The following is a 26,707-nucleotide window of genomic DNA, read 5'->3' as shown; positions in this document are numbered from 1 at the left end:
TTAGTTCAAATGTGTCAGTTTGTAGGGATCTTTTGGTCGAATGTAATTAAAAAATTGAATTAAAAAATACCTTTAATATTAATTTTTAATGCGGTTTAAAGTACTGTAAAGGCGGTTTTTACATAAAATAAGGCACATGTAATTCTACTTATACGGGTTTAATTAAAAATCAATTATGCTGTTTTTTAATCTTTGAGCTTTTGTGATTGTTAAGTTGTTTGTAATCAGTGTTTTATATTGATTTGTTGCACCAGAAAAACAAGAAAAAGCATTTGGAGAATAAAAAATGTTTTTTTTTGTAAAAATGATGTGTACAAATAGAATAAGTAGCATTTTTTAGCCCTTGAAAAACAATTCTGATAGCCGATTTGAAAACCCTATTTAGCAGAAGTTAACCAGGGTTTGTTTAGAGGATCCGGTTCTATAACAGGTGCTTAGTTTTGTGTGGGAACCTGATGCACTGCAAGGTTTGATGAATTTGTATTTTCTGGTTCGGGTATATGCGGTGTTTCACCCAGTGATTCTACTCCACAGGCTGCCCGGATAAATTTAAAAATATTGAGAAACTCACACCGGATATCCCTGTCAGATTGTATTGTATGCTCCATGTAGTGCCGCTTTAATCTGTTTATAGAAATATAGAAAGACCATTACATAAGCTAAATTAAGCGTTTAATGTAAGCATACTGTTTCGTAAATGTTAAGGAAATACTTTAACCATTTAAGGTGTTCGGATTGAAAGAGTGAGGATTATAACGAATAGCAACGATTGGTTCCTGTTTTCTCCTTACATTCTTTACAAGTAGTGTAGGTTATACCTGTTTCGCTCCATCCACCGTCTTTTCTTTCGAAAACACAAAACTCTCCATCAATTTCTACACACCTCAGTGTAGGCAAGAAAAATAATTTGTCTCTCTTAGCCTTTTTTTTTCTTAATTTTCTCATCATTAAACGCTGTTAAGGTTTCAAAATAATGGTATCCTCATATCTCATAATCAGCGATACCTTATCACCCAACACCTCATCTACCGATATCACCAATGCTTTGTTATCGCTTAGCTGATTGTCCTGTGCAAGCACAACCTTTTCAATTCTGAGACTGTCTGACTTAAAAGCGGAGCCATATTGTTTATCCAGTAAAAAATATAGTTTGTTGCTTCTTCTGTTCGTTGGAGTATAAGTTGCATGTTTAGCTGCTATCTTAAAAGTTTCATCAGCAAGGAGATAGGCGCCAGATGCACGGCTCTCTAAAATTCCGTAGTAAAAAGGACTAAAGCCTGTAGCAGTATCAGTGTCTGACCATGGCCTTTGCACCGTGAAAAGTAAAAAACTATTTTTGCCTCCATTTTTTGTTTCAAATAAAATAAGGTAAACATCGTACTCGCTTTTGCCCCCTCGATTAAAAGAGGTGAACTCATTTTTCCGCTGTTTACTCAATACCGCCCAGTCAACAAAATGATCCTGCTCCATCCAGCCTTGAAGAAAACCTGCTTTATATATTCTTGCACTGGTGGCGTTCTTTTCGGTGGCCAATACAGACTTACTTCCCTGCAACACACTTTGCAAAAATGCGCTATCTATGTTTTTAGTAAAGTTAAACGGATGTTTTCTGATGGTACACGAAACGTTCAATGCCACCAGCATAAAAATAATGAGCCTGCTGCTATTTAACTTTAACATAATTGATATTATTAAATGATCCTCCGATAAAAACCCTGTTCATATCATTATTGGGGTGCAATGGCATTTTGCCAACTACGTGTATAAGGTCTTGAAATGAAAATATAGTTCCATTTTCACCAACTCTTAACGAACCCAAAACACCAGCATCAATACTGAAATGTTCATTGAGTCCAATCCTGAGATGATATTGGGAACTGTTGTAGTTTGAATCTTTTTTCCTTTTCGATTGCGCATCGGCCGATTGTGTATATGGAGGTACATCGATACCGATAATTTCAGAAAGCTCAAACAAAAATGGCTGGTAGCCCGTAAACTGATCGAAACTTAACTCACCATAATTGAAGCCCCGGCGCGAGTGTACAAAAAACGAACCGCCACCGGTCCACCAACGATCAAAGCCATCGCCAATGCCAAGCCACTTTACAGGTGCAGCACCATCATTGTAATAATTAAAACTTAATCCTGGCCCCGAAAGGGTAAGTGAACCCACCACCTGGTTACGCCTGTGGTTGTTCAGCACAATATTGGTAGAGAGTAAGCCAAAGTAATTATTGTTTAAATTAATGTTATAAAAAGCAGAATTCTGCATCGTCCTAATCAGTTTTCTATAACTTAAAGGGTTTCCACCGTATCCTGCTGATATCGAATTGGTAAAGTCTATCTCAATATTATCGATCAAAGGATTAAGGTTGGTGCCAACAGTTTTCCGGTACAACGATATACTTCCACCATAGTTTGCAATGAAGCTGTTTTTGAACACCGCGCTTACGGCAAAACCACCGTATAGGTTTACCCCTGGGAAAGTTTGCTTTTTTCCATAGTTAAGATTTACATTAAGTCCGAAACTGAAATATGGTGTATAAATCCAATCTTTCTGAGCATAGGTAGCACCATTAAAAAGGAAGAAAAAGGCGAGCGCAATCAGGTATTTCATGGTAGAGCGGCTTTAATAATCAGGTTGCCGATACAGTAAATTATCCCCATATTCTTGCAACAGACTTTAGGGCCTAACGGTAGTTTGTATTGGTGATGCAATTTAACCAATATGATGCAGAATGCAAATACCCGGCACTAGCTAATTTGTGGCGTTTTCAATAGTTATAATTAGATGGTATACCCACTATTGGGTATTGTAATCTATCAATCGATCCGTTATATTTACGTATGCGATAACAGTATTTATCCAGTATATCCTTAAGCGGATGTTGTGCGGTGCTTTAGGGAGTATTCCATCTAAAACCTTTCAACTTATGAATATCTCTGTTGCAGATTTACATTGCCATCCTTCGATGAAACCTTATGGACGCAGTTTTCCTGATAGGATACCCGGAACAAATCCCTTAGTAAAAGACTGCATTTATTTCTATGGCAATCCACCGTTGGTTAAAAAGATTCTGAATAAGATTTTAGGCATTACCACCTTCCCTCAGGCTGGTATCCAGGCACTGGAAAAGGGGGGCGTTGGACTTATTTTTTGTTCATTATATCCTTTCGAAAAAGGGTTTGTCAGGAAAAATGCCTTGCCAGGCGATTTGGTTACGGATAGTGTAAACCTGGTTACGGGCATTGGAAAAGAGCGTATACATTATATTCAGGATCAAAACAATGGATATTTTACCGACCTGGAAAATGAATATGCTTTTTTAAAGGCCTTAGATGGAAGCATATTCACCTTTGGGTCCAAAAAAATCAGGTATGTGTTGTTAATGGATTTTAACCACATTGCTCAAAGTGCAGACGATGAGGTATATACGGTATACATTGGATTGTCTTTTGAAGGGATGCATGCACTTTATAATCGTTTTGAGGAGGTAGGAAGCGACGATCCTTTGGTAAAGCAAAGTTTAATGGATAACCTGGCAAAGGTAAAAGCCTGGCCGCATTGTCCGTTGTTTGTTACCTTTGCGCACCATTTTTATAATGGATTATGCGGTCATGCGGCCAGTTTAACTGACTTTTCAGTAAAACTGATCACGAATCAAAGTATAATGCTTGGAAAAGGCATTAATTCGCTGGGCAGGGATATGATCCGGGCCCTATTAGCTAAAATAAATGGAAAACGAATCCTGATCGACATCAAACATATGAGCGTTGCAGCCCGGAGTGAGTATTTCGAACTCCTGGATCAGGAATACAATAACGAACATATCCCTGTAATTGTCAGCCATGGAGCCATATGTGGCGATGAATATGCCTACAATTGGTTTTTAAGTGCAGATATTAACTTTTCTGACCGCGAGATTGTACGGATCGGGCAAAGCAAAGGACTGTTTGGGATACAATTAGATGAAAGGCGTATTGCCAGCAGTCATGAAATAGCGCTCTTCAGAAAGCACCTTGGCAGCGAGGCAATCTTACTGCATGCAGCACTCTTTGTATGGAGACAGATCCGTTATATCGCAGTATTGCTCGATATCAACAGGCTTCCGGCCTGGGATATCCAGTGTTTGGGAAGTGATAACGATGGCATCGTTAATCCTATTGATGGAATATGGACCTCTGCCGACTTTGGATTACTCAAAGACAGGCTTCTTATCCATGCCAATGCTTTTGTAGCGAACCCGGATTACAACATGTCGATGCCGGATAATCTGATCTCCGGAGAAGAAATTGTAGAGAAGTTTATGAGTTGGAATATGCTCAGCTTTATGGAGAAAAATTTCAGGTAATTTCTATACTCAACATTAAAAAAGAAAGCGTATGAACAACGACCGTAAACCGATGGACCCTGCAATAAAGAAATACCTGATCGACAGATTGCTCAATAATAACATTACAGTTAGCGAGCTTGTTGAACTGCGGCCTGAAATTAATGAATATGATCTCTCCGAAATTATTCAGCACATTTACGACCTTAACCTGGAGCAGGTACGTAAAATAGCAGCATTACAGCCTGTCATGGCCAAGGTAGATGCGTTGAAGAACAGCCAGCGCAATACCCGCTTCATAAAAAAAGTGAAAAATAATTTCCGTAAGCATATGGCTAAGCATAATGGGCTTAAAAACAGGGTAGTCGTTGTAGAGGGCGATTCCTGGTTCAATTATCCTATCCTGTTAAGCGATGTAATTGACTGGGTTTCCATGGAAGAAAATATGGCTGTTTATAGCCTGGCCTCCGGAGGCGATTGGCTGATGAACATGGTTAATGCCAAAAAGTATGTAGAACAGCTTTCTACGCTCCAACCCGATGTATTTATCATTAGCGGCGGCGGAAACGACCTGGTTGGAAACCGGAGGATAGCAGCCATGGTTACACATAAGGGGGATTCCAATGAATTTGAAAAGAGTGCCTTTGCAAAGTACCTCTATGAAAATGCAGCTCATCCGCCCGACAAGCCGGAAGATTTTAAGCGGGGTACCCAATTCATCTCCAAAGACTTTTATGCCTTGCTGGCTTTTTTTCAGCTCCAATATTATTTTATTATCAATGGTATTCTTACCGGGGGCAAAGGCAAAGGAGAAGAAGGTAAATTTCCGGGCATACAGATTATTACACAAGGTTACGATTACGCCATTCCAAGCGATAAAAAGATAGCAGGCTATAATCCGCTCAAATGGTATAGGCTGTTTGCACGGACTTTCCTAGGGCATGGCGGATGGCTAAAAACACCCTTACAGCTCAGGGGTATTTACGATCCGGAAGATCAGCGTAAAATTGTGTATGCCATGATTTACCTCTTCAACGAAATGATGATAGATATCGGTCGTATTTTTAGTGAAATGCTAGGGGAGAATAGGGTATTCCATATCGATTCGAGGGGATCAGTAGGTAAAAACGGTTGGACAGATGAATTGCATCCGTTGCCCCTGCATTTCAAAAAAACAGCACAGGCTTTTATCCAATGCATTAACCACCCCAATAAAAGCGGAAGTGCAGTTGTAGAAGTTTTAAAACATCAGGGAGGAGCAAAGAAATGAAAAAGGTATTGGTTTTAGTATTTATTACTACCTGCGCGGTAATGTCTTATCAGGGAAGCATACTTCAGCAATTGAGTGGTAAGGGAATCATTAACCTGGAGCTTGCCGGTAAAAGTACAGGAGCGGAAATTATTTCACTTTGGAACAATACCCGCTATGGTGATCAGACACTTTTAAACGTTGCTGAGCAGAATACACATCTTGATTTTCTTTTTATTTTGGTTTATGTGCTGCTCATCATGACCTTATCTAACGCGCAAATGCAGCGGGAAAAAACAGGCTGGTTAAATGAATTATTACGGCTTAATTTATTTCTCGCCTTTGTAATTGGCTCATTGGATGTAGTTGAAAATATCAGGCTGCTCCACAGTTTTCACCACCCGGCAAATCCAGCTGAATTTTGGCAGACAGATTTCATCGCATGGCCAAAATTTATAATCGCCGGCTGGGTGCTTTTAGTCTATCTCTTTTCGGTAATCAAGCGTTACTTCGTTAAGACCTGACTCTAAGCATTAAATCATAATTCTTTTCATCAAGCTGAAGTTCAACTTCATTATAACTTCATAAATCTGTATTTATTTCGCTTTCGAATTAAATCATTGTGTAACCATAATTTATTGAAATCAATTAAGTACCTGCATCACATATCAGGCTACTTACCTCATAAATTGGTTACCTGGGGAAACTAATTAGAAAAAAATAAATCAGATTAAACCATTCAACAAAAAAAACATGAAAAGAGTTGTCATATGCTTAGGCTTGTGTACTTTACTTTACGTAACGGGTTGTACCTCGAAAAAAGAAGAAAAAGAAGAAGTAGCTACTTATTCGGTAACCACACCGCTAAGAATGGATACTTCGTTTACCAAGGAATATGTCTCGCAGATCAAATCTGTCCGCAACATCGAAGTTAGGGCCCAGGAAAAAGGGTATCTTCAAAATATTTATGTGGATGAAGGCCAGCGTGTTAAAGCAGGTCAGTTATTGTTTAAGATTATGCCTAAAGCGGCACAGTCTGAATTGTTAAAAGCCCAGGCTGAAACTAAATCGGCAGAGATTGAATTGGAAAATACCAGGTTACTGTCTGATAAAAACATCGTTTCGAAAAATGAACTGGCTATGGCCAAAGCCAAATTGCAATCAGCAAATGCTGAAACCGCGTTGGCTAAATTTCATTTATCCAATACCGAAATCAGGGCACCTTTTGATGGTACCATCGACCGCATTCCTTTAAAACTGGGTAGTTTGGTTGATGAGGGCGCTCTGTTAACCAGCCTTTCAGATAACAGCCAGGTTTTTGCATACTTCAACGTATCAGAACCTGAATATTTAAATTATCAGAGTGCGGCAAAAGCAAAAAGCCAACAGGAAGTAAGTTTATTATTAGCTAACGGTGAGTTTCTTAAATCGAAAGGTAAAGTAGAAGTTATTGAAAGCGAATTCGATAACGAAACAGGTAATATTGCTTTCCGGGCAAGGTTTAACAATAGCGATAACCTGCTTCGCAATGGCGAAACCGGTAAAATACATATGGTTGTTCCGTTAAAAAATGCCCTCATTATTCCACAAAAGGCCACTTACGATATACAGGACAAAACTTATGTTTTTGTAGTTGATAAAAATAATAAAGTACATTCCAGGATGATTACCATCGCAGGAGACCTTCCTGATTTATACATCGTAGGCGATGGCATTACCGTTGAAGATAAGATTTTGCTTGAAGGGGTACAGAAGGTTAAGGATGATGATAAAATTGCCTTTAAATTCCAGCAACCTCAAGAAGTGTTGAAACAATTGAGATTGAAAACAGAATAATCTAAATCCTCTATACTTAATTTATGTTTAGTAAATTCATACAAAGGCCCGTCCTTTCTATCGTAATATCGCTTGTTATTGTGTTTTTGGGTGTACTGGCCATCAGCTACCTGCCCGTTACGCAATTTCCAACCATATCTCCACCCAAAGTAAATATTACTGCGGAATATCCCGGAGCGAATAACGAATTATTGATTAAATCCGTAATCATCCCGCTGGAGCGTGCACTTAATGGTGTACCGGGTATGAAATACATTGCCTCTGATGCCGGTAATGATGGCGAAGCCTCTATACAAGTGGTGTTTAAGCTGCGTACCGATCCCAATCAGGCTTCGCTTAACGTGCAGAACCGTGTAGCTGCCGTTACCAATAAACTTCCTCCTTTGGTAATCCGTGAGGGGGTAAAAATCTCACGCGAAGAGCCCAACATGCTGATGTACATCAACCTGTATAGCAAGGATCCTAAAATGAACCAGAATTTCCTGTATAACTATGCCGATATCAATTTGCTTTCGGAGCTTAAAAGGGTTGATGGTGTAGGTTTTGCCGATATTTTGGGTGATAGGGATTACGCTATGCGTATCTGGTTAAAACCTGATCGCATGCAGGCTTATAAAATCTCAGTGGATGAAGTAATGAATGCCCTTGAAGGACAAAGTTTAGAGGCCTCGCCCGGTAAAACAGGGGAGAGTTCCGGAAAACGTTCACAGGCATTCGAGTATGTGTTAAAATATTCAGGGCGTTTCAGTACCAAAGAAGGTTACGAAAATATTGTGGTTAGGGCTACCCCTGATGGCCAGTTGCTCCATTTAAAAGATGTGGCTGATGTAGATTTTAGTGCTTCAGCATACAACTTATATTCTACATTAAATGGAAAAGCATCGGCGGCTATTGTTTTAAAACAATCTTATGGCAGTAACGCCAGTCAGGTGATTAAGGATGTTAAGGCTAAAATGGCCGAAATTAAAGCGGCTTCATTTCCAAAAGGTTTAGATTACGAGATCAGTTATGATGTTTCCAAATTCCTTGATGCATCTATCGAAAAGGTAATCCATACCCTGGTAGAGGCCTTTATTTTGGTGGGTTTAGTGGTATTCCTGTTCCTTGGCGATTGGCGTTCAACGCTTATTCCGGCTATTGCCGTACCGGTATCGTTAATCGGAACATTTGTGTTTATGCAGTTCTTTGGCATTACACTTAACTTAATTACCTTATTTGCCCTGGTACTCGCCATTGGGGTTGTAGTAGATGATGCAATTGTAGTAATTGAGGCAGTACACGCCAAGATGGAGCACGACAGGCACCTCTCGGTATTAAAAGCTACGCAACAGGCCATGAAAGAGATCGGTGGTGCCATTATTGCCATTACCTTCTTAATGGCTTCGGTATTTATTCCGGTAGCGTTTATGTCTGGTCCTGTGGGCATTTTCTACCGTCAGTTCTCCATTACCATGGCAACTGCAATTATCCTTTCGGGTATTGTGGCTTTAACACTTACACCTGCATTGTGTGCCATTATGTTAAAAAACAACCATGGCATGGCTAAGAAGAAAACAGCTATTGATCGTTTTCTAGATGGTTTCAACCGTGGTTTTGCTAAATTATCGGGTAAATACCAACTGGTATTGAGCAAGGTAGTAAGCCACAGGTTGTTAACCTTTGGTGTACTGGTGGCCTTTTGTCTGGGTGTTTGGGTATTGAGTGGAAGCGTGCCTTCGGGCTTTATCCCTAACGAAGACCAGGGGATGGTTTATGCCATTATCCAAACCCCTCCGGGATCTACTTTGGAGCGTACCGACCAGATAGCAGAAAAACTGCAGAAAATGTGCGAAGACATCGATGGCGTTAAATCGGTTTCATCTTTGGCTGGGTATGAAGTTCTTACCGAAGGTACAGGATCTAACTCAGGTACCTGTTTAATTAACCTTAAAGACTGGAGCGAACGCAAGCACTCTGCCCGCGAAATCATTGAAGAGCTGGAGCAAAAATCAAAGTCTATACCTGGTGCAACCATCGAGTTTTTCCAACCACCGGCGGTTCCGGGTTATGGTGCTGCAGGCGGTTTTGAACTCCGTTTACTCGATAAAGCAGGAAGCGGCGATTATAAAAAAATGGAAACCGTTGCCAATGATTTTGTCCGCGAGCTGAACAAACGCAAAGAGCTGTCCTCTGTGTTTACCTTCTACAGTGCCAGTTTCCCGCAATACATGCTGGATGTTGATAACGATATTGCCCAGCAAAAAGGGGTGAGCATCGATAATGCAATGAATACCATGTCTACTTTTGTGGGTAGTGATTATGAAACCAGTTTTATCAAGTACGATCGCCAGTACAAGGTAATTGTTCAGGCGCTGCCTCAATACAGGGCTTTGCCTGAAGATATCTTAAAGCTTTCGGTTAAAAATAACCGCGATGAAATGGTGCCTTTCTCGGCCTTTATCAAAATGCGAAGGGTTTATGGTTTGTCGGAGATTACCCGGCATAATATGTACAACGCTTCTGAGATCAGCGGACAGGCAGCTCCGGGTTACAGCTCTGGTGAAGCCATTAAAGCCATTACCGAGGTGGCACAGAAAACGCTGCCAAGAGGATTTGGTATCGATTGGGCCGGTATTTCTAAAGATGAGGTATCAAGAGGTAACGAAGCCATTTACATCTTCCTGATCTGTTTAGGTTTCGTTTACCTGGTTTTAGCCGCGCAATATGAAAGTTTCATTTTACCACTTTCGGTAATCCTTTCACTACCTGCTGGTATTTTTGGAGCCTTCCTTTTCCTTAAAATATTAGGATTAGAGAATAACATTTATGCCCAGGTAGCCATGGTCATGCTGATTGGTTTGCTGGGTAAAAATGCGGTGTTGATTGTGGAGTTTGCTACACAGCGCCATAGTCAGGGCGCAACAGTACTTAAAGCCGCAATGGAAGGTGCAATTGTGCGTTTCCGTCCGATTTTAATGACCTCTTTTGCCTTTATTGCAGGTTTAATCCCGTTGATGATCGCAACCGGGCCGGGTAAGATCGGTAACCGCACCATAGGTTCGGCCGCTGCCGGGGGTATGCTTTTCGGTACCATTTTCGGGGTAATTGTGATCCCTGGCTTATATTATATATTCGGATCAATTGCGGCAAAACATAAGCTGATCAAAATTGAAGAAGAACATCCGTTAACAGAAGAAATTGAGAATAATGTTTAAGAATCATATTTTTAAAGGCCTCGGACTGGTGCTGGTATGCGCAGCATATACCGCCTGTAAGCTTCCGGAAGTAGCCCAAAGAGCCGAAAATAAAAGTGTACCGGTGAGCTTTAACGGCTCGCAGGACACTGTAAGCACCGCCGGTATACAATGGCGTAACTTTTTTACCGATCCTTACCTGATCAGCCTGATCGATACTGCATTGAAAAATAACCAGGAGCTGAACATTACCCTTCAGGATATTGAAATTGCTAAAAATGAAATTAAGGCAAAAAAGGGAGAACTTTTGCCAAGTGTAACCTATGGTGTTGGCGCCGGTTTAGATAAAGTTGGCCGTTATACCAGCTCGGGAGCCGGCGATGCCTCTACCGAAATTACGCCAGGTAAAGGTGTGCCGGAAGTATTGCCCGATTATCGTTTCGGCTTACAAGCCAATTGGGAAGCCGATATTTGGCATAAACTGCGTAATTCTAAAAAAGCAGCCATTAACCACTACCTGTCTACCGTAGAAGGAAAAAATTTCGTAATTACCAATTTAATTGCCGAAATAGCAAATTCATACTATGAATTGTTAGCCTCTGATAATCAATTGGAAACGGTTAAAAAAACGATCGAACTTCAAAGCAATGCACTGGAATTAATGAAAATCCAGAAACAGGCTACAAGAGTGAACGAACTTGCCGTGCGTAAATTTGAAGCTGAGGTATTAAGTTCGAAAAGTTTGGAATTTGATATTCAGCAGGATATTACCGAGAACGAGAATAAAATTAACTTTCTTTTAGGTCGTTTTCCTCAGCCCATCATGAGGGATAAATCCAGCTTTACAGATCTGGTACCGGCAACTGTACACTCGGGTTTACCTTCCCAGCTGTTGGCCAATCGTCCTGATATTAAACAGGCCGAATACGAATTGGCAGCGGCTAAATTAGATGTTAAAGTGGCTAAAGCCCAGTTTTATCCTTCACTGGGTATTTCGGCAGCCATTGGATACCAGGCATTTAATCCTTCTTATCTGCTAAGGACCCCAGAATCTTTGATTTACTCATTAGCCGGAGACCTTGCCGGACCGCTAATCAATCGAAATGCTATAAAAGCTGAATATTCTTCTGCAAATGCAAAACAGTTACAGGCTGTTTTTGAATATGAAAAAACCATTTTAAATGGTTATATTGAAGTAGCCAATCAGCTGTCTAAGATCAGTAACCTGCAAAAAAGTTACGACCTGAAATCGAAACAGGTTATTGCGCTCAACCAATCGATTGATATTTCGAACGATTTGTTTAAAGCAGCCAGGGCGGATTATTTTGAAGTGTTGATGACGCAGCGCGATGCTTTACAATCGAAATTAGAATTAATCGAAACCAAAAAACAACAATTAAACGCAGTGGTAGATATTTACCATGCACTTGGTGGCGGTTGGAAATAGCAACACTAAGCACATAAATAACTGCAAAACCTATTAAATTATCCTTATACATTACAGGCTGTTCCAAACCGGAACAGCCTTTTGTTTTGTCATTCTGAGTGTAGCGAAGAATCTTTTACGATCATCAGCCATGCCAGATATTACCATCAGGTACATAAATTTTCTAACTCAATAAATTACTTCCTCATTTATTTATCATAAAATTCGTTTGGCAAACAATGCGATTCGCCTGTGGTTATCTAATCATTGAATTTATTATCATATCTGAAATAAAATGGGAAAAACAACATTTAAATTTGGCGAATTAGAGGTTAACCGTTTAGGTTACGGCGCCATGCAGTTAACCGGTAGCGGTGTTTTTGGCGAAGTGGAAGACCGTGAAAATGCAATAACCGTTCTGCGCGAAGCAGTAGCAAATGGCGTTAATTTTATTGATACTGCAGAGGCCTACGGACCAAAGTTTAATGAGTCGCTTATTGCCGATGCTTTATCACCTTTTCAAAAAGATCTTTTTATTGCTACTAAAGGTGGATTTGACCGCCCAGGTCCAAACAATTGGGTGCCAAATGGAACGCCTGAAAAAATCAGGGCAGATATTGAGGGCAGTTTACAACGTTTAAAAGTAGATTCAATCGATTTATGGCAACTGCATCGCATTGATCCTAATGTCGATGTAGCCAAAACCCTGGCGCCTGTAGCAGAAGCTGTTAAAGAAGGTAAAATAAAAAATGTGGGTTTGTCAGAAGTAACTATCGATCAGATCAAACAAGTGCAAGAAATTCTGCCTATAGTTTCCGTTCAAAATTTATATAACCTTGGCAATAGACAATGGGAGAGTGTGTTAGACTTTACAGCTGAACAGGGCCTGGCCTTTATTCCATGGTTTCCGCTAGCTTCAGGTCCGCATAAATTGGAGAATAAGATCAAAGCGATTGCCGAAAAACATAAAGCAACAACTGCCCAGATTGCTTTGGCTTGGTTATTAAAAAGATCATCAAATATCCTTTTAATCCCTGGAACAAAATCTGTAGATCATTTAAAAGAAAACTTAAAGGCCGCAGAAATTGAATTAACTGACGAAGAATTTGAAAGCTTAGCTAACTAATATTGCCTTTCTGGGAGTAGGATCTTTTTTGCTTTAGTCTACTTCGCATTACTGGTCTTAGCATTTCGCTAAGGCCTTTTTTATTACAATAATTTGATACAGATATTTTCCGGTTTAGATACCGGCATGCGCCAGAATCACAAATAGATTATGCAATGTTATTAAATTAAAGAGGATACACAAATACCTGTCGTCCTGAGCATAGTGATGGATCTTTTTTTCAGTTTACACCTATAAAAACCTTTTTATTTGTAAATAAGCCATTACGGGACCACATTATTTACCAATATTCGCATTTAAGTATGATATTTAAACATGAAACGAATTACCCTGATCACTGCTATTCTATTTTCTATCATTTTTCAAAAAGCCATGGCGCAAAATCAACCCAAAAACGCACCCGCAATTTTAAATCATATCGCTGTTTATGTAGCCGATTTAAATAAAGCCACAACCTTTTACGAAAGCGTTTTTAACCTTAAAATCATTCCCGAGCCTTTTAAAGATAACCGCCATACCTGGTTTACCCTGGGGCCTGCCGGACAGTTGCACTTAATACAGGGGGCAAAGGGCAACGAAACTTTTGATAAAAATGCACATTTGTGTTTCAGTGTTCCATCGGTTGATGATTTTATAAAGAAACTGAATGCCAAAAATATCAGTTTTGAAGATTGGTCGGGAAATGAAAAAGGCATCACCCTGCGCGTAGACGGCGTAAAACAGATCTATTTCAAAGATTCTGACGGACACTGGCTGGAAGTAAACGATGCGAAGTAAATTTTTTACTACGCGACAATTTAATACTGGTTCATATCCTATATTTAAACTTCATCCATTGTATTATGAAACTCCATCTTCAACAGTATTTTCTTGCCTTCTTTTTAATCATCGGTTTATCCGGTCAATCTATTGCCCAGAACGAAAAAGCCGAGACTGATTTCAAAGCCGTTATGGAAAAATATAAGGCAGTTGGGGCTTCTGTTGCGGTGGTAAAAAACGGCCGGATTATCTATACCCATTCGTTTGGCTTAAAAGATTTAGAGAATAAACAACCATTGGGTGATCAGGATATTTTTAGGATCGCATCCATATCCAAGTCTTTTTCGGCAACTTCTGTTATGCAACTGGTAGAAGCAGGTAAAATTTCGCTCGATGATGATTTTGGCGATCTGGTGGGTTTTAAGATCAGGAATCCGAAATTTCCGGATCAGAAAATTACCTTAAAAATGGCTTTGTCGCACACCTCCAGTCTAAACGATTCACAAGGATATTTAAGTCTCGACCTCATCAATCCGGATAAAAATCCTGATTGGGCCAAATGTTACAGCAATTATCCTCCGGGAAGTAAATTTGATTACTGCAATCTTAATTTTAACCTGATCGGTGCAGTGATTGAGAAAAAATCTGGCGAACGCTTCGATAACTATGTCAGAAAACACATTCTAATGCCATTAGGGCTTTATGGAGGGTATTGTGTCGATTCTTTGGATAGTACACGTTTTGTGCATTTGTATGAATATAATGCGGTTAGCAAAACCTATACACCCTCGCCAAATGCCTATGCTCCAAGGCGGACAGAAATTGCCAATTACGTAATGGGCTATTCTACGCCAATTTTTTCGCCAACAGGAGGAATGAAAATTTCGGCTACCGATCTGGCTAAATACATGATCATGCACATGAATTACGGCACATCAAACGGAGTTAAAATTATCACTAAAAAAAGTGCAAAAAAAATGCAGACTGCCTTAACCGAAGATGAAGGTTATGGCCTGGCCATCAGAAGTGCAGATCATCTTATCCCCGGGCTTAAGCTTAAAGGACATACCGGATCTGCTTATGGCTTGTATAGTACCATGTTTTTTGATCCAAAAAAGAAATTTGGATTCGTGATCATAACAAATGGAATAAATGCTACTTATACCGATGGCTTTCCGGATTTTAGTCGCGCAGCCATTAATAGTTTGTATCAATCTTTTTTTAACTGATTTAACTAACTAGAGCAGGTTTGCCAAACCATTCTTGTTAAAGAATACAGTTAATGTTCTGATACCGGCTTTTGGATGGATGATACTATCTCCCTTTACTTTTTGGTCGAAAATATTTTGGACAGGAGGTAAATCAATTAAATGCCTGCTATCGGTAATGGGTAGGTTAACGGCTACCTGATCTTTGCTTTCATTTTTAAGGTTCATACAAATTATTGTTGGTTCACAAATCGTTGATAGGCACTTCCGGATTTAACTTTTTCCATCATTAAATGTTCCTTCAGTTTTGAGAATTCCATACTATGTAGTGCTTTAACAACCGATTTTAGTTTTTCAGTGCTGATGCCCAGTCTGGCAGCCCAATAATTGCGGTCTTGTTCATCTGCAAGTTCGATAAATTCTTTCCTGGCATTCATCGAATTTAGTTGATATTCCATTTTAACAAATTTTGGTTAGTGATATTCATTAAAACAGTGGCATATCCCTTTTTGTTTTCAGGTTTTGTCAGTAAATTCTCAAAAAAAAAGCAGCAAACGGTAGAAATGGTAGGTTTCTGATAAAACTGTGTCAGCCTGATGCTTACGGATTAAAATGTCGGTTCAATCCCCTGGTTTCTACCTGATTGAAAGTTTGGTAATTATCCCCAAAAAGAGTAATATTTTTTATACAAAATGCTAGGTTTTGTGGATTTACATTTTTATTATTGTATTGTAATACATTTTTTACAAATGCCAGACCTCTTTCAGCCAAACACTCAAAATCTATCCCCGCGTTTAAAATTTTATCAGGATAATCGCTTTGTATTATCCCTTTGGGTGTTGATCACCCTGATTTTCGTAGTAGATTCATGGGCAACACACCGCTACAATAACTACCTGATTTTCGAAAATACATTTAGAAATTTATTGCAAGGGCGTTCACTTTATGCTTATTATCCGGCATATCACGACGATGCCAACCACTATGGCCCGATTTTTAGCGTGTTAATAGCCCCCTTTGCCATTTTTCATAACTGGATCGGTTTACTGTTGTGGAACCTGTTTAACTGCTTCCTGCTTTTTAAGGCAGTACAAACCCTGCCTTTAACCAACGATCAAAAAGTAATTATCGGCTACATAGCCATTCCCTGCCTCATAGAATCGATGCTTAACCAGCAATTTAACGCAGGTGCCGGAGCATTAATGATATTGAGTTATACCTTACTGAATAAAGATAAAGGGATATGGGCCGCACTTTGCATTGTTCTCGGCACCTTTATTAAACTCTATGGTATAGTTGGTCTGGTATTCTTCTTTTTTGCTAAAAAAAAGCCGGCCTTTATTCTATGGCTCATACTATGGTCGGTAATTATATTCTTATTACCCATGCTATTTGCTTCGCCAGCTTATGTGGTACAGTGTTATGTAGACTGGAAGAATTCGTTGGTAGGTAAAAACATGGTTAATGTTTTGGGCGATGGGATCGATATTTCTATTATGGGTTTCTTTAGGGAGCTTTTTAATCAGGACAAAATACCGAATTTTCTATTTCTGTGCCTGGGTTCGATATTGTTTATGCTCCCTTTTGTAAATATTTCGCATTTTAAAAAGCGCGGATTCCAATTGATGATCCTGTCATCAGTAATGATTTTTCCGATTATATTCAGTACAGGAGCGGAAGACTGTACATTTATAATTTCGATCGTAGGGGTAGGTGTTTGGTACGTGAAAGAAAGGAATGAGGCGATGAAAAAAGTATTGTTACCCGTTTTGCTCCTAATTACCTGTAATTTCCCGCTGTTATTGTTTCCGGTCTTCTCCAAATCACATCCTTTATCCTTGGCCATTATCAGCCTGCCTTATTTCCTGGTGTGGTTGAGGGTTATATATAATGCTACCAATAACAGGTTTGCCTATGCCGAAGAAACAGAACCAGAAATGGTTACTGCGCTAATAGATTAAGTTTAACATTTTATTTTTTTAAGGTTTTAATGTCCGTTTACAGAAACGGATGTTAAAACCTTTTGTGTTATCAGGCTGTTTTATAGCAGTCTAATCAAAAGTATTATGGATGATAAACAAAAAACAGGTAGTGCTGACCGCAGTAGGATCAACATTAACGAAGGTTATGAGCTCGATTATTGGTCTAACAAATTTGGCGTAAGCAAAGATAAATTAAAGGCAGCAGTGCAAACGGTTGGTAACGCTGCTCAGGCAGTAGAAGATTTTTTAAGGAAATAAAAATTTGGGTATGAGTCTGGAAAAATATGTGGCAAAACGCGATTTCTCAAAAACAGCAGAGCCTAAATCAGGTAAAAGCAGCGACAGGAACAAATTACATTTTGTGATTCAGAAGCACGATGCCTCACGTTTGCATTACGATTTCAGACTCGAAATGGAAGGTGTTTTAAAAAGTTGGGCCGTACCAAAGGGGCCATCAACCGATCCCAAAACCAAACGCCTGGCCATGATGGTAGAGGATCATCCTTTTAGTTATAAAGATTTTGAGGGCATTATTCCGCAGGGAGAGTATGGAGGTGGAACCGTTATTGTTTGGGACGAAGGTACTTATGAGCCGATTGAAAATATTAAGGGCAAAAAAGCACAGGAGAAACATCTCTTACAACAGTTAAAAGATGGCTCTTTAAAAATTAAATTAAACGGAGAAAAACTCCATGGCGAATTTGCGCTTGTTAAAACACATGGCATGGCTGAAAACAGCTGGTTGCTGATCAAACACAAAGACGATTACGCTTCAACCAAAGACATTACCAAACAGGATAAATCGGTACTTTCTGGAAAAACGATAGAAAAGATGGAAAAAACATCCGGTAAGGTTTGGAAGGATGGAAAAGAGCAACCTGTAGAGGCCGGAATAAAAGATCCTGAACCGGAAGTGAAACAAGAAACTGCTGTCAATAGTGATCAGCCCAATGTAAAGGACATTCTAAAAAAGGCACCCAAATCCGTTATTCCTAAAAACATTAAACCCATGCTGGCCACACTTGTGGATGAAGCTTTTGATGACCAGGACTGGCAATATGAGGTAAAATGGGATGGTTACCGTACCCTGGCTTTTATCAATAAAGGAAAAGTAGAACTCTTTTCGAGAAACAATAAATCATTTAACGAAAAATTTTATCCCATTTATGACCTGTTAAAAGATTGGAAAACCAACGCAGTGCTGGATGGTGAAATTATAGTACTGAATGATAAAGGCATATCCAACTTTGGCTCATTACAGAACTGGCGGAGTGAGGCCGATGGAGAACTGGTTTTTTATGTGTTCGATATTTTGTGGTATGAAGGTAAAAACCTGATGAGTCTTCCGCTTTTTGAGCGCCAGGCAGTGCTAAGTAATGTTTTGCCCACAGATGATGACCGGCTTCGTTTGGGTAAGGTATTTAAGGCCAGCGGTATCGATTTTTTTGATGCTGCGCAAAGAATGGGCTTAGAAGGAATAATTGCAAAAAAAATAGATAGTACCTACGCTCCTGACCGAAGATCGAAAGAGTGGCTTAAGATTAAGGCACATAAACGGCAGGAGGTGGTAATCGCCGGTTTTACTAAAAATGCAGATACCTCAAAAGCATTTAGCTCGCTTCTGCTGGGCCTGTACAACAAAGGAAAATTACAATATGTAGGAAAAGTAGGCACAGGATTTTCAGACAAACAGCAGAAAATGATGATGGAGCAGTTCGAACCGCTCATTGTCGATAAAAGTCCATTTGAAAGTATACCCGACGTTAACAAACCTTCGCGGTTCAGGCCAAACCCGCCAAAGGCAAAAGCTACCTGGCTAAAGCCTGAGCTGGTTTGTGAAGTTGCTTTTACAGAGGTAACGGATGATGGAGTATTTCGCCATCCTTCCTTCCAGGGGATTCGAGAGGATAAAAAAGCAAAAGAAGTAATCAGGGAGGAAGAAAGTACGGCCGTCGACATCGTGAAAGAAACAACAGAAAAAAACGGACATCACGATGCCGTAAAGCCGCCAAAAGAGAAAAAACGCAAAACCTTATTAAATCCAAAAGACGAAACCCAGGTAAGGAAAATAAAAGGCCACGAGCTTAAGTTTACCAACTTAAGTAAAATTTATTGGCCCGAAGATAAGATCACAAAAAGAGATATGTTCAATTATTATTACCAGGTTGCAGAATATATTTTACCTTACCTTAAAGATCGGCCACAATCGCTTAACCGTTTTCCGGGGGGCATCCACGGACCGAGTTTTTATCAGAAGGATGTTAAGGGGAAAGCACCTGACTGGGCAGAAACTTTTCCATATGAAAATGGTGAGGGTGAAAAAAAAGAATATTTGGTGGGAACAGATGAAGCCTCTTTGTTATGGATGGCCAATCTGGGTTGTATCGAAATGAACCCCTGGTTTAGCCGCGTACAGTCTCCGGATCATCCCGATTATTGTGTGATTGATTTGGATCCCGACAAACATACTTTTGATCAGGTCGTTAACGCTGCCCTGGAAACCAAAAAAGTGCTTGACGCCATTGAGGTACCCAGCTATTGCAAAACATCAGGTTCAACAGGGATGCATATTTACATCCCGCTGAATGCCAAATACGATTACGATCAGAGCCAGCTTTTTGCAAAGCTTGTGGTTAATTTGGTACATCAGCAGATCCCGGATTATACTTCTTTAGAGCGGATGGTATCGGCCAGGAAAGGGAAGATGTACCTCGATTTTTTACAGAACAGGCCGGGAGCTACCATTGCCTGCCCGTACTCGTTGAGGCCAAAAACAGGAGCAAGCGTTTCGATGCCCCTGCATTGGGACGAGGTAAAACCGGGACTGAAAATGAAAGATTTTAATATTTTTAACGCCGTTGACCGGTTAAAAGTGGAAGGCGATTTATTTAAGGGGGTGCTGGGCAAAGGAATTGATCTTAAAAAGGCCATTAGTAAAGCAAAAAGTGTTTTTGGATAAAGCACAATCTTTTGTTGCTTTACTTATATTTGGCGAAAAATTAGAAAAATGATAGCACACCACGTTTTATTTTGGCTTAAAGCCGATACCACTGATGATCAAAAAGCTGCTTTCCGTAAAGGGTTAGAAAAATTAGAAAGTATAGAAGTTATAAAAACCTTTCATATCGGCGTGCCTGCGCCAATTGAGCGTGCTGTTGTTGATACCACTTATACATTTAGCCTGATCTTGTTTTTCGAAGACCTCGCTGCTCACGATGTCTACCAGGTTCACCCGGTACATAAAGCCTTCTTGGATGAATTCAGGATTTACTTCGAAAAGGTTGTGATTTACGACGCAGAATAACTCTGACGAGGGCTAAAGCCCATAGATCAATCATTCCATCACGCGTCAAGCTCAGCTTGTTACTGAGCTTGACGGAGGTATCGAAATTCCTCCCAAGAGGTAAACAAGGCTTTCTAAAAAGTACCATTAATAAGATGCTTGAGGGTTTATTTCTTAATGCATTTTATCCGCCAGGGCTTGTTACACTACAACTATCATAAGATCCGGGCAAATCGCCTGTATTTTTATTCATTTTTGTGCAATAAATTCATTATAAAACAGACTACCTTATTTTTAATCATTGTTTTTATCAGATCTTAATGTATTGTATAATAATTAATTACAATGCGTTTTTTTTGTAATGTAAATAAAATACAATTTATATTACATATTTATAAGATTGTTATTGATAATTAAATATACAATTTTGTATGTTTGGTTGTAAATTATGAGTAATTTACGATCCTTCAGAACCAAAGTGTTTTCAATTACGTAATACTTTTAAACTGCAATCTTATGGAAAAGACAGCTACATTAATAAAAAGAGCATCCCTTAACGTAAATCAGTTAGACAGCATTAAAATCGGCGATTTATTATCCGACGAATTTGGTAAATCCGGTAAAGTGTGTGAAATCGAAAAAATCAATCGCCACGGCGAATTTCATTATTACTTTAAATTATTTAAATCGGGAACCATCTTAATTATTCTTTAGTTCCTTTCTTGCCTGAATAAATTGGTTATGTGATATGAGTATATCATTATTAACCAATAGTTTGTGTTGCCCGTTAGTTTGCTTTTTTGGACTCAGATACCGGCAATGGAAAGAGATAAACATAGCATACCTTTAAAAAGCAGAAAGCTCCTGGCCTGCCAACCCGGAGCTTTCTGTTTAACCTGACGAAATAACGATTGCTATTTAATTTAATATATCGTCGATCAGTTTTATTTCAGCAGCACTGAATTCAATATTATCTAAAGCTTTAATCGAATCTGTTATTTGATCTGGTTTACTGGCACCTATAAGTACCGTGGTAATTCTATTATCTTTCAATATCCACGATAAAGCCATGTGAGCCAGTTTTTGTCCACGCGATCTGGCCAGCTCATTTAATTTGGCAATTACCGCTAATTTCTCTGGGGTGATATTACTTTCTTTGAGGAAAATACCACTGGTAGCTACCCTCGAATCGGAAGGGATACCATGTAAATACTTGTCGGTAAGTAAGCCCTGTGCCAGGGGTGAAAACGGAATACAGCCTACACCATTTTTTTCCAGAACATCAAGCAAACCACCTTCTACCCAACGTTCGAACATCGAATATTTAGGCTGGTGGATTAAACATGGTGTACCGTTATCTCTTAAGATTTTGATGGCTTTTGCAGCGTCTTCTGCCTGGTAGTTTGATATGCCTACATATAAAGCCTTTCCTTGCTGCACCAGTAAACTTAAGGCACCCATGGTTTCTTCCAAAGGGGTTTCGGGATCAGGGCGGTGATGGTAAAAAATATCAACATAATCCAGTTTCATGCGCTTTAAGCTCTGGTCTAAACTGGAAACCAGGTATTTTTTCGAACCCCAGTCACCATAAGGGCCATCCCACATCGTGTATCCCGCTTTGCTTGATATTATCATCTCATCGCGGTAGCCCTTAAAATCATCCTGAAGGATCTTTCCAAAAACTTCTTCGGCTGAACCAGGGGGCGGACCGTAATTATTTGCTAAATCGAAATGGGTAATCCCATTGTTAAAAGCTGTATAAATTAAGTTTTTGCTGTTTTCAAAAACGTTTACGTGTCCGAAATTATGCCATAAACCCAATGATATGGCGGGCAATTTTAAGCCACTGTTCCCACAACGGCGGTATAACATTTTATCGTAACGGTCTGTTGAAATGTTTTGATTCATATTAGGGGTTTGATTGCCACAATAATAGTCAGTTTTATGAGATTATAAGATTTTGCATTAAAATAAATACACTACTATACCGATTTTATTGGCTGCCACTCCCAATGCTTAGCATATTTTTTATATCCTGATGCTGGTTTCATGGCAAAAATCAAATCGTTTTACCGCAAAACATCATCAACTACAGGAGCTGAAATGATCAAAAAAATGACCGGATTTCCGGATCATGCCAGTGTTAGAAGAGATCCTGTAAAGAGGGATCGGTATAATCTTCTATAAAGGCTATAATGTTGCGATATGCCGAAAACTCCTCTTTAGTGTGCATGGTTGTTAAGGCAACACATTTCATTCCGGCATTTTGTGCAGCTTCAACACCTTTCGGTGCATCTTCAAAAACGATACATTCGCTGGCTGCAACCCCTAAAATTTCTGCTCCTTTGGTAAAGGTTTCAGGATCAGGTTTACTGTTCACCACATCTTCGGCGCTTACTATGGCTTTGAAATAAGAGCGGATATTTAAGTTATCGAGTACAAAATTGATATTAAAGGGGATGGCGGCAGAGCCGATTGCCATTTGAATGCCTGTTTGTTTTGCCTTTTCCAAAAATTGGCCTAAACCGGCTATTAATGCCAGATGTTTTTTATAAGCAGCCTGATACCTCCGCTCTTTTTCGATAGAAATCTGATCAATCTGTTCCTGGGAGAAATAACCTATGCCAAAAACACGTTCTAAAAGATCCTGATTTTTACCGTACATCTGTTTTTTAACCTCATCGAAACTGATATTTGCGCCTAAATCCGCTGTAAGAATGTTATGCCATGCCTGGTTATGGAAAGCCATATCGTTAATCATGGTGCCGTTCAGGTCAAAAAGAAAAGCTTTTGGTTTAATAGTTATCATGAAACAAAATTATCAGATTTTTTTAGATTGAGTTAAGACCGGGTCATCAATCCGGAAAAATTAGCGCCTAAAGCCCTGGTGAAGGGTTTACTTGCTTTTTCCTGAAATAGAAATAGCATAATGGAAAAAGACAGATCAGCCCAAGTAAAAAGCCTCCAACAGTATCGGTAAACCAGTGTGCACCTAAATAAATCCTTGAGGGAGCAATGGTCAGGATCAAAAATAGTGATAAAGGGGTGACGATGTTTTTAGTACGTTCAGGGATGGTTTTCGAGGTATACATCAGCACAATCAGAAAGCCAAAAAATAAGGTATAGGATAATACGTGCCCACTGGGATAACTCTGAAAACGGTTAACTTCAACCAAACGGACATAAAATGCTGTTGGTCTTGGGCGGTTAATTACATTTTTTATCCCCAAAATAATCAATCCCGATAATAAAACGGTTGAAATAAACAGGGCCTCGCGTTTATATTTCTGCCAGTAAAAAACAGCGGCCACCAGCACTACTGAAAGTAAGGAAAAGGGGAGTTCGCCAAAAAAACTGATCGCCAGCATCAGTTTATCCAACCAATCTGCATGGCATTGCTGGATAAATAGTGAAAATTTAATATCAAAAGGGAGAATAGGATGTTGCGCAATAAAAAAACTTAAAGCGGCGAAGCATGCAATCAGTAAGGCAAGGATAAAAATTAAGGTATTTCGGTTCAAAAAAGTATTCATAGACAGGGTAAAATTCAAAATTATAGATTTTATGCCAATCGAAACAAAAAAAAGGGCTTTTTATTATATGTAGGTCCTCATAGCCGAAATTGTTAAAAAATATTATCTTTATTGGCTTAACGAATCTCATATGCAGGAAAATCATCCCACCCAAGGTGCAACAGAAAACCATTTTAACGAAAACTTGTGCGTAAACTGTCAGGTAAACTCATACGAACCTGGTTATAATACTAATTTATGTTCTGATTGTCGGAAAAGCTTAATTAAATATCCCATACCTAAATGGATCAGGTTTTTCGGGCTCGGCATCCTGGTTGTTGTAATCATCAGTTTGCTGCGTACGCAGAAATATATTTATGCTGCAGTTCACTTGGGCAAGGCGGAAAATGCAATCGATCAAAAACATTTTGTAACGGCTCAACGCGAATTAAGTTTGGTATTGAACCAGTTTCCGGAACATTTCAATGCCAATGCCTATATGATGGTTGCAAGTGCCTATAATTTTGATTATGAAACCTACCAAATCGCTTTTAGCAAAGTTGCAGATGTAAAAACAGAGGATAAAGACTTATTGAATACGGTAAATGCAGCTTCTGAATACATTGTGCAGTCTTTTCCTAAGGATACGCTGATGTATAAACGTATTGTAGCTGTTGCAAATGATAAAGGTAAATTATTGGCCATACTCGATAGTACCGATGAAATTGCATTAAAAACGCATGTTGCCAACTTTTTATTTGCGACAAAAGATTATGCCCGTGTTGATAGCATTGTAAACAGGGTATTGGAGGTTGATCCTAATTTTTACCAGGCTTTAAGCCTGAAAACCGCTGTTAAAAGAAATACGGCCAGGTATGATGAAGCTTTAGCATTATGTGACCGATTATTGGCATTTAATACCGAAAATATTTATGCGATATCGCAAAAGGCCAGGATTGAACTTAAACGAAAACATGATAAGGAGGCTGCTGTTTTTGCTTCAAAAGCCATTGCGCTTGATCCTGATGATGACAGTGCTATTGAAGCTATGGCAATGGTCGACTATTTTGCCGGCAGGAAAAAAGAAAGCCTGGCGAGTTTAGCCAAGATCAAGGCCCACGAAACCCAGTCGGGCGATAGTACGATATCGAAACGTTTATCGCCCATTATCTTAGGCTCAGAAATTTACAGGTAATTAAAAATTAAAATCATGTTTATTCCAGGTATATTTATCAGTATTGCAACTTTTCCGGGTGTAATTGTACATGAACTTGCACACCAGCTTTTTTGCCGGTTATTTAAGGTTCCGGTATTCGAAGTTTGTTATTTCAGGCCCGAAAACCCAGTAGGCTACGTTATACACGAGCCTGCGCAAAAGGTTTATCAAACAGTATTTATTTCTGTAGGGCCTTTTATTGTTAACTCGTTGCTGTGTTTTGTTATCGGTTTTTCTGCAGCTTTACAGTTTAAATTCGATTCGGCCAATGTTTTAGATTATTTGCTCATGTATCTGGCCATTTCAATCGGAGCGCATGCATTTCCAAGCACTGGTGATGCAAACAGTTTATGGAATGCAGTGGTAAAATCAAAAACAACTTCATGGTTGTCTAAAATTGTGGTAACTCCTATAGTTGGTTTTATTTACGCCGGCGCATTGGGCTCTTTCTTTTGGCTTGATATTATTTACGGTAGTGCAGTTGCTATGGGCTTACCTTACCTGATCATTAAGTTTTTGGTATGATAAAAACTACAGCAATGGAAAATATTCATCAAGGAAATAAAACGGTTCATCAAGGAAATAGGCTTGTATGTATAATCTGTTATGAAATATTAAAAGGATTTTGAATCTTCGAAGCAGATAATAAGGATATCTATGCTTACGAGGCTGGCTGGATAATTTCCTGCCAGCCGAAGAGGCACTACTCATCGAATTTATTCCATAAATAATAGCTTAGTGTTAACGCTCGAGCCGAAGCTATCCTCCTTTAACGAAGGAGGAGCTTAGGTTGTTTCTGCTGTGTAATTAGCTTTGCGTGGGCCAAAGCATACATGTTTTAAACTTCATCCGAAAAACTCAGGCCCGGGTCTTATCATAAACCAATACCAATTAGCATTTTGTTGAGGACGATTTCCGCATAGCTATGGGCATGAGAAAGACATAATCCTTGCTAAATGCAAAATTTAACGTAATGATATTTTGAGGAACAGATAGGTGAGCGAAAATTTATCACATTAAGTATTACTTTATGTAAAAGCTACAAAAAACAATTTAATAATGAGTTATGATAAATGATTATTTTACGACAATCTGCTTTGGGTCGGTAACTACAATTTGCTGCTTGCCTTTAAATTCGGTTACGATCCCCGTAACACAGATTTTATTTCCCAGAAACATGCTGTAAGGTTCAGATGGGAATTTGCTTTCATCCTGTTTGTTAATGACCACCGTAATCAGTTCTTTCGGATAAGCACCTCCTAAGTTAATCAAGGTTAACTTTTCCAATCCTTTTGTGCTGTAAACCGAATCGCAGATGGTTACATTTTTACCCACGTATTTAGCTGCATCTTTAGCCAATACCAATGTTTGGCTTTTTGCATAAAATGAGCTGGCCAATGCAAACAAAACGAAAGCTGATTTTTTCATATTTATGGGATGAATGAAACAGAAAAGGCAGTAATGCCAGACCCATTTTCTTGTAAGTCAAAGTTAAGCCGAATTTGATAAAAATCAACAGAAAATATAAAACACGCATAAATTTTACACGAAAAAGAAGGGACTTAAATTGAAGGGATAGATATCGCTAATCAAATACTTGAATGTG

24 protein-coding genes are annotated in these 26,707 nt (G+C 39.2%); 16 read left to right on the top strand and 8 right to left on the bottom strand.

Annotated elements, in window-relative coordinates:
• Positions 1-957: 957 nt before the first annotated feature.
• Together GGQ60_RS06345 and GGQ60_RS06340 are read right to left on the bottom strand one after the other, a co-directional pair.
• Positions 958-1,680, bottom strand: a complete 723-nt coding sequence (locus GGQ60_RS06345) for a hypothetical protein (RefSeq protein WP_183761014.1) — start codon at positions 1,678-1,680, stop codon at positions 958-960.
• Positions 1,664-2,617: a polymorphic toxin type 23 domain-containing protein gene (locus tag GGQ60_RS06340; RefSeq protein ID WP_183761012.1), complete on the bottom strand. Its 954-nt coding sequence runs from the start codon at positions 2,615-2,617 to the stop codon at positions 1,664-1,666. The genes GGQ60_RS06345 and GGQ60_RS06340 overlap by 17 nt, the downstream gene beginning before the upstream one ends.
• A gap of 316 nt (positions 2,618-2,933) precedes the next feature.
• On the opposite strand from GGQ60_RS06340, the gene GGQ60_RS06335 reads away from it, so the two are divergent.
• The 9 genes from GGQ60_RS06335 to GGQ60_RS06295 all read left to right on the top strand — a co-directional run bounded on the left by GGQ60_RS06335 (position 2,934) and on the right by GGQ60_RS06295 (position 15,129).
• A complete protein-coding gene (locus GGQ60_RS06335) occupies positions 2,934-4,352 on the top strand; it encodes an amidohydrolase family protein (protein WP_183761010.1) in 1,419 nt (472 codons plus the stop codon).
• Between the two features lie 31 nt (positions 4,353-4,383).
• Positions 4,384-5,601: a hypothetical protein gene (locus GGQ60_RS06330; RefSeq protein ID WP_183761008.1), complete on the top strand. Its 1,218-nt coding sequence runs from the start codon at positions 4,384-4,386 to the stop codon at positions 5,599-5,601.
• Positions 5,598-6,104 (top strand): hypothetical protein, encoded by a 507-nt coding sequence (locus GGQ60_RS06325; RefSeq protein ID WP_183761006.1) that lies wholly within the window; start codon positions 5,598-5,600, stop codon positions 6,102-6,104. The genes GGQ60_RS06330 and GGQ60_RS06325 overlap by 4 nt, the downstream gene beginning before the upstream one ends.
• A gap of 229 nt (positions 6,105-6,333) precedes the next feature.
• Positions 6,334-7,416 carry an efflux RND transporter periplasmic adaptor subunit gene (locus GGQ60_RS06320; RefSeq protein WP_183761004.1) on the top strand — a complete coding sequence of 361 codons (1,083 nt, stop codon included), beginning with the start codon at positions 6,334-6,336 and terminating at the stop codon, positions 7,414-7,416.
• Between the two features lie 23 nt (positions 7,417-7,439).
• On the top strand, positions 7,440-10,610 hold the full coding sequence (locus GGQ60_RS06315) for an efflux RND transporter permease subunit (RefSeq protein ID WP_183761002.1): 3,171 nt from the start codon (positions 7,440-7,442) through the stop codon (positions 10,608-10,610).
• Entirely contained in the window at positions 10,603-12,036 is a 1,434-nt protein-coding gene (locus GGQ60_RS06310) for a TolC family protein (protein WP_183760998.1), read from the top strand. Before GGQ60_RS06315 ends, GGQ60_RS06310 begins: the two co-directional genes overlap by 8 nt.
• 274 nt (positions 12,037-12,310) lie before the next feature.
• On the top strand, positions 12,311-13,141 hold the full coding sequence (locus tag GGQ60_RS06305) for an aldo/keto reductase (RefSeq protein WP_183760995.1): 831 nt from the start codon (positions 12,311-12,313) through the stop codon (positions 13,139-13,141).
• A 315-nt stretch (positions 13,142-13,456) separates the two neighbouring features.
• Positions 13,457-13,918: a VOC family protein gene (locus GGQ60_RS06300; protein WP_229685100.1), complete on the top strand. Its 462-nt coding sequence runs from the start codon at positions 13,457-13,459 to the stop codon at positions 13,916-13,918.
• Between the two features lie 65 nt (positions 13,919-13,983).
• Positions 13,984-15,129 (top strand): serine hydrolase domain-containing protein, encoded by a 1,146-nt coding sequence (locus GGQ60_RS06295; protein WP_183760993.1) that lies wholly within the window; start codon positions 13,984-13,986, stop codon positions 15,127-15,129.
• 9 nt (positions 15,130-15,138) lie between these two features.
• Here GGQ60_RS06295 and GGQ60_RS06290 read toward each other — a convergent pair whose 3' ends face one another.
• Positions 15,139-15,336, bottom strand: a complete 198-nt coding sequence (locus GGQ60_RS06290) for a hypothetical protein (protein WP_183760990.1) — start codon at positions 15,334-15,336, stop codon at positions 15,139-15,141.
• 5 nt (positions 15,337-15,341) lie between these two features.
• Positions 15,342-15,566 carry a DUF3606 domain-containing protein gene (locus tag GGQ60_RS06285; RefSeq protein WP_183760988.1) on the bottom strand — a complete coding sequence of 75 codons (225 nt, stop codon included), beginning with the start codon at positions 15,564-15,566 and terminating at the stop codon, positions 15,342-15,344.
• A gap of 291 nt (positions 15,567-15,857) precedes the next feature.
• Between GGQ60_RS06285 and GGQ60_RS06280 the strand changes: the two genes are divergently transcribed.
• The 5 genes from GGQ60_RS06280 to GGQ60_RS06260 all read left to right on the top strand — a co-directional run bounded on the left by GGQ60_RS06280 (position 15,858) and on the right by GGQ60_RS06260 (position 21,087).
• Positions 15,858-17,069, top strand: coding sequence for a glycosyltransferase family 87 protein (locus GGQ60_RS06280; RefSeq protein ID WP_183760985.1), 1,212 nt, complete (start codon positions 15,858-15,860; stop codon positions 17,067-17,069).
• 105 nt (positions 17,070-17,174) lie between these two features.
• Complete coding sequence (locus tag GGQ60_RS06275; RefSeq protein ID WP_221235888.1) at positions 17,175-17,348, top strand: DUF3606 domain-containing protein; 174 nt, start codon at positions 17,175-17,177, stop codon at positions 17,346-17,348.
• A 10-nt stretch (positions 17,349-17,358) separates the two neighbouring features.
• Positions 17,359-20,049, top strand: coding sequence for a DNA ligase D (gene ligD, locus GGQ60_RS06270; protein WP_183760982.1), 2,691 nt, complete (start codon positions 17,359-17,361; stop codon positions 20,047-20,049).
• 48 nt (positions 20,050-20,097) lie between these two features.
• The gene (locus tag GGQ60_RS06265) at positions 20,098-20,394 is read left to right on the top strand and encodes a Dabb family protein (protein ID WP_183760979.1); all 297 of its coding nucleotides are present in this window, start codon (positions 20,098-20,100) and stop codon (positions 20,392-20,394) included.
• Positions 20,395-20,889: 495 nt separating this feature from the next.
• Positions 20,890-21,087 (top strand): hypothetical protein, encoded by a 198-nt coding sequence (locus GGQ60_RS06260; protein ID WP_183760976.1) that lies wholly within the window; start codon positions 20,890-20,892, stop codon positions 21,085-21,087.
• A 204-nt stretch (positions 21,088-21,291) separates the two neighbouring features.
• Here the strand turns inward: GGQ60_RS06260 and mgrA are convergent, their stop codons facing one another.
• The 3 genes from mgrA to GGQ60_RS06245 form a co-directional block, all read right to left on the bottom strand.
• Positions 21,292-22,281 carry an L-glyceraldehyde 3-phosphate reductase gene (gene mgrA, locus GGQ60_RS06255; RefSeq protein ID WP_183760973.1) on the bottom strand — a complete coding sequence of 330 codons (990 nt, stop codon included), beginning with the start codon at positions 22,279-22,281 and terminating at the stop codon, positions 21,292-21,294.
• Between the two features lie 235 nt (positions 22,282-22,516).
• Positions 22,517-23,182, bottom strand: coding sequence for an HAD family hydrolase (locus GGQ60_RS06250; RefSeq protein ID WP_183760969.1), 666 nt, complete (start codon positions 23,180-23,182; stop codon positions 22,517-22,519).
• 67 nt (positions 23,183-23,249) lie between these two features.
• Positions 23,250-23,906 (bottom strand): phosphatase PAP2 family protein, encoded by a 657-nt coding sequence (locus GGQ60_RS06245; RefSeq protein WP_183760966.1) that lies wholly within the window; start codon positions 23,904-23,906, stop codon positions 23,250-23,252.
• A 130-nt stretch (positions 23,907-24,036) separates the two neighbouring features.
• Here GGQ60_RS06245 and GGQ60_RS06240 point away from each other — a divergent pair, with 130 nt between their 5' ends.
• Together GGQ60_RS06240 and GGQ60_RS06235 are read left to right on the top strand one after the other, a co-directional pair.
• Positions 24,037-25,080 carry a tetratricopeptide repeat protein gene (locus GGQ60_RS06240; protein ID WP_183760963.1) on the top strand — a complete coding sequence of 348 codons (1,044 nt, stop codon included), beginning with the start codon at positions 24,037-24,039 and terminating at the stop codon, positions 25,078-25,080.
• A gap of 15 nt (positions 25,081-25,095) precedes the next feature.
• Positions 25,096-25,626, top strand: coding sequence for a metalloprotease family protein (locus GGQ60_RS06235; protein ID WP_221235887.1), 531 nt, complete (start codon positions 25,096-25,098; stop codon positions 25,624-25,626).
• A 552-nt stretch (positions 25,627-26,178) separates the two neighbouring features.
• Here GGQ60_RS06235 and GGQ60_RS06230 read toward each other — a convergent pair.
• Complete coding sequence (locus tag GGQ60_RS06230) at positions 26,179-26,529, bottom strand: type I phosphoribosyltransferase (protein WP_183760960.1); 351 nt, start codon at positions 26,527-26,529, stop codon at positions 26,179-26,181.
• Between the last annotated feature and the right edge of the window lie 178 nt (positions 26,530-26,707).

The organism is Pedobacter zeae (genome assembly GCF_014196715.1).
GTDB lineage: Bacteria > Bacteroidota > Bacteroidia > Sphingobacteriales > Sphingobacteriaceae > Pedobacter > Pedobacter zeae.
The sequence above is the reverse complement of the archived record's forward strand: the minus strand, read 5'-3'. Positions and strand labels throughout refer to the sequence as shown.

Coding starts and splice junctions, on each gene's coding strand:
- GGQ60_RS06310 (WP_183760998.1), top strand. CDS start 10,603: ATGTTTAAGAATCATATTTTTAAAGGCCTCGGACTGGTGCTGGTATGC.
- GGQ60_RS06250 (WP_183760969.1), bottom strand. CDS start 23,182: ATGATAACTATTAAACCAAAAGCTTTTCTTTTTGACCTGAACGGCACC.
- GGQ60_RS06335 (WP_183761010.1), top strand. CDS start 2,934: ATGAATATCTCTGTTGCAGATTTACATTGCCATCCTTCGATGAAACCT.
- GGQ60_RS06275 (WP_221235888.1), top strand. CDS start 17,175: ATGGATGATAAACAAAAAACAGGTAGTGCTGACCGCAGTAGGATCAAC.
- GGQ60_RS06345 (WP_183761014.1), bottom strand. CDS start 1,680: ATGTTAAAGTTAAATAGCAGCAGGCTCATTATTTTTATGCTGGTGGCA.
- GGQ60_RS06260 (WP_183760976.1), top strand. CDS start 20,890: ATGGAAAAGACAGCTACATTAATAAAAAGAGCATCCCTTAACGTAAAT.
- GGQ60_RS06320 (WP_183761004.1), top strand. CDS start 6,334: ATGAAAAGAGTTGTCATATGCTTAGGCTTGTGTACTTTACTTTACGTA.
- GGQ60_RS06325 (WP_183761006.1), top strand. CDS start 5,598: ATGAAAAAGGTATTGGTTTTAGTATTTATTACTACCTGCGCGGTAATG.
- GGQ60_RS06285 (WP_183760988.1), bottom strand. CDS start 15,566: ATGGAATATCAACTAAATTCGATGAATGCCAGGAAAGAATTTATCGAA.
- GGQ60_RS06290 (WP_183760990.1), bottom strand. CDS start 15,336: ATGAACCTTAAAAATGAAAGCAAAGATCAGGTAGCCGTTAACCTACCC.
- GGQ60_RS06230 (WP_183760960.1), bottom strand. CDS start 26,529: ATGAAAAAATCAGCTTTCGTTTTGTTTGCATTGGCCAGCTCATTTTAT.
- GGQ60_RS06295 (WP_183760993.1), top strand. CDS start 13,984: ATGAAACTCCATCTTCAACAGTATTTTCTTGCCTTCTTTTTAATCATC.
- GGQ60_RS06330 (WP_183761008.1), top strand. CDS start 4,384: ATGAACAACGACCGTAAACCGATGGACCCTGCAATAAAGAAATACCTG.
- GGQ60_RS06300 (WP_229685100.1), top strand. CDS start 13,457: ATGAAACGAATTACCCTGATCACTGCTATTCTATTTTCTATCATTTTT.
- GGQ60_RS06340 (WP_183761012.1), bottom strand. CDS start 2,617: ATGAAATACCTGATTGCGCTCGCCTTTTTCTTCCTTTTTAATGGTGCT.
- mgrA (WP_183760973.1), bottom strand. CDS start 22,281: ATGAATCAAAACATTTCAACAGACCGTTACGATAAAATGTTATACCGC.
- GGQ60_RS06305 (WP_183760995.1), top strand. CDS start 12,311: ATGGGAAAAACAACATTTAAATTTGGCGAATTAGAGGTTAACCGTTTA.
- ligD (WP_183760982.1), top strand. CDS start 17,359: ATGAGTCTGGAAAAATATGTGGCAAAACGCGATTTCTCAAAAACAGCA.
- GGQ60_RS06280 (WP_183760985.1), top strand. CDS start 15,858: ATGCCAGACCTCTTTCAGCCAAACACTCAAAATCTATCCCCGCGTTTA.
- GGQ60_RS06240 (WP_183760963.1), top strand. CDS start 24,037: ATGCAGGAAAATCATCCCACCCAAGGTGCAACAGAAAACCATTTTAAC.
- GGQ60_RS06245 (WP_183760966.1), bottom strand. CDS start 23,906: ATGAATACTTTTTTGAACCGAAATACCTTAATTTTTATCCTTGCCTTA.
- GGQ60_RS06265 (WP_183760979.1), top strand. CDS start 20,098: ATGATAGCACACCACGTTTTATTTTGGCTTAAAGCCGATACCACTGAT.
- GGQ60_RS06235 (WP_221235887.1), top strand. CDS start 25,096: ATGTTTATTCCAGGTATATTTATCAGTATTGCAACTTTTCCGGGTGTA.
- GGQ60_RS06315 (WP_183761002.1), top strand. CDS start 7,440: ATGTTTAGTAAATTCATACAAAGGCCCGTCCTTTCTATCGTAATATCG.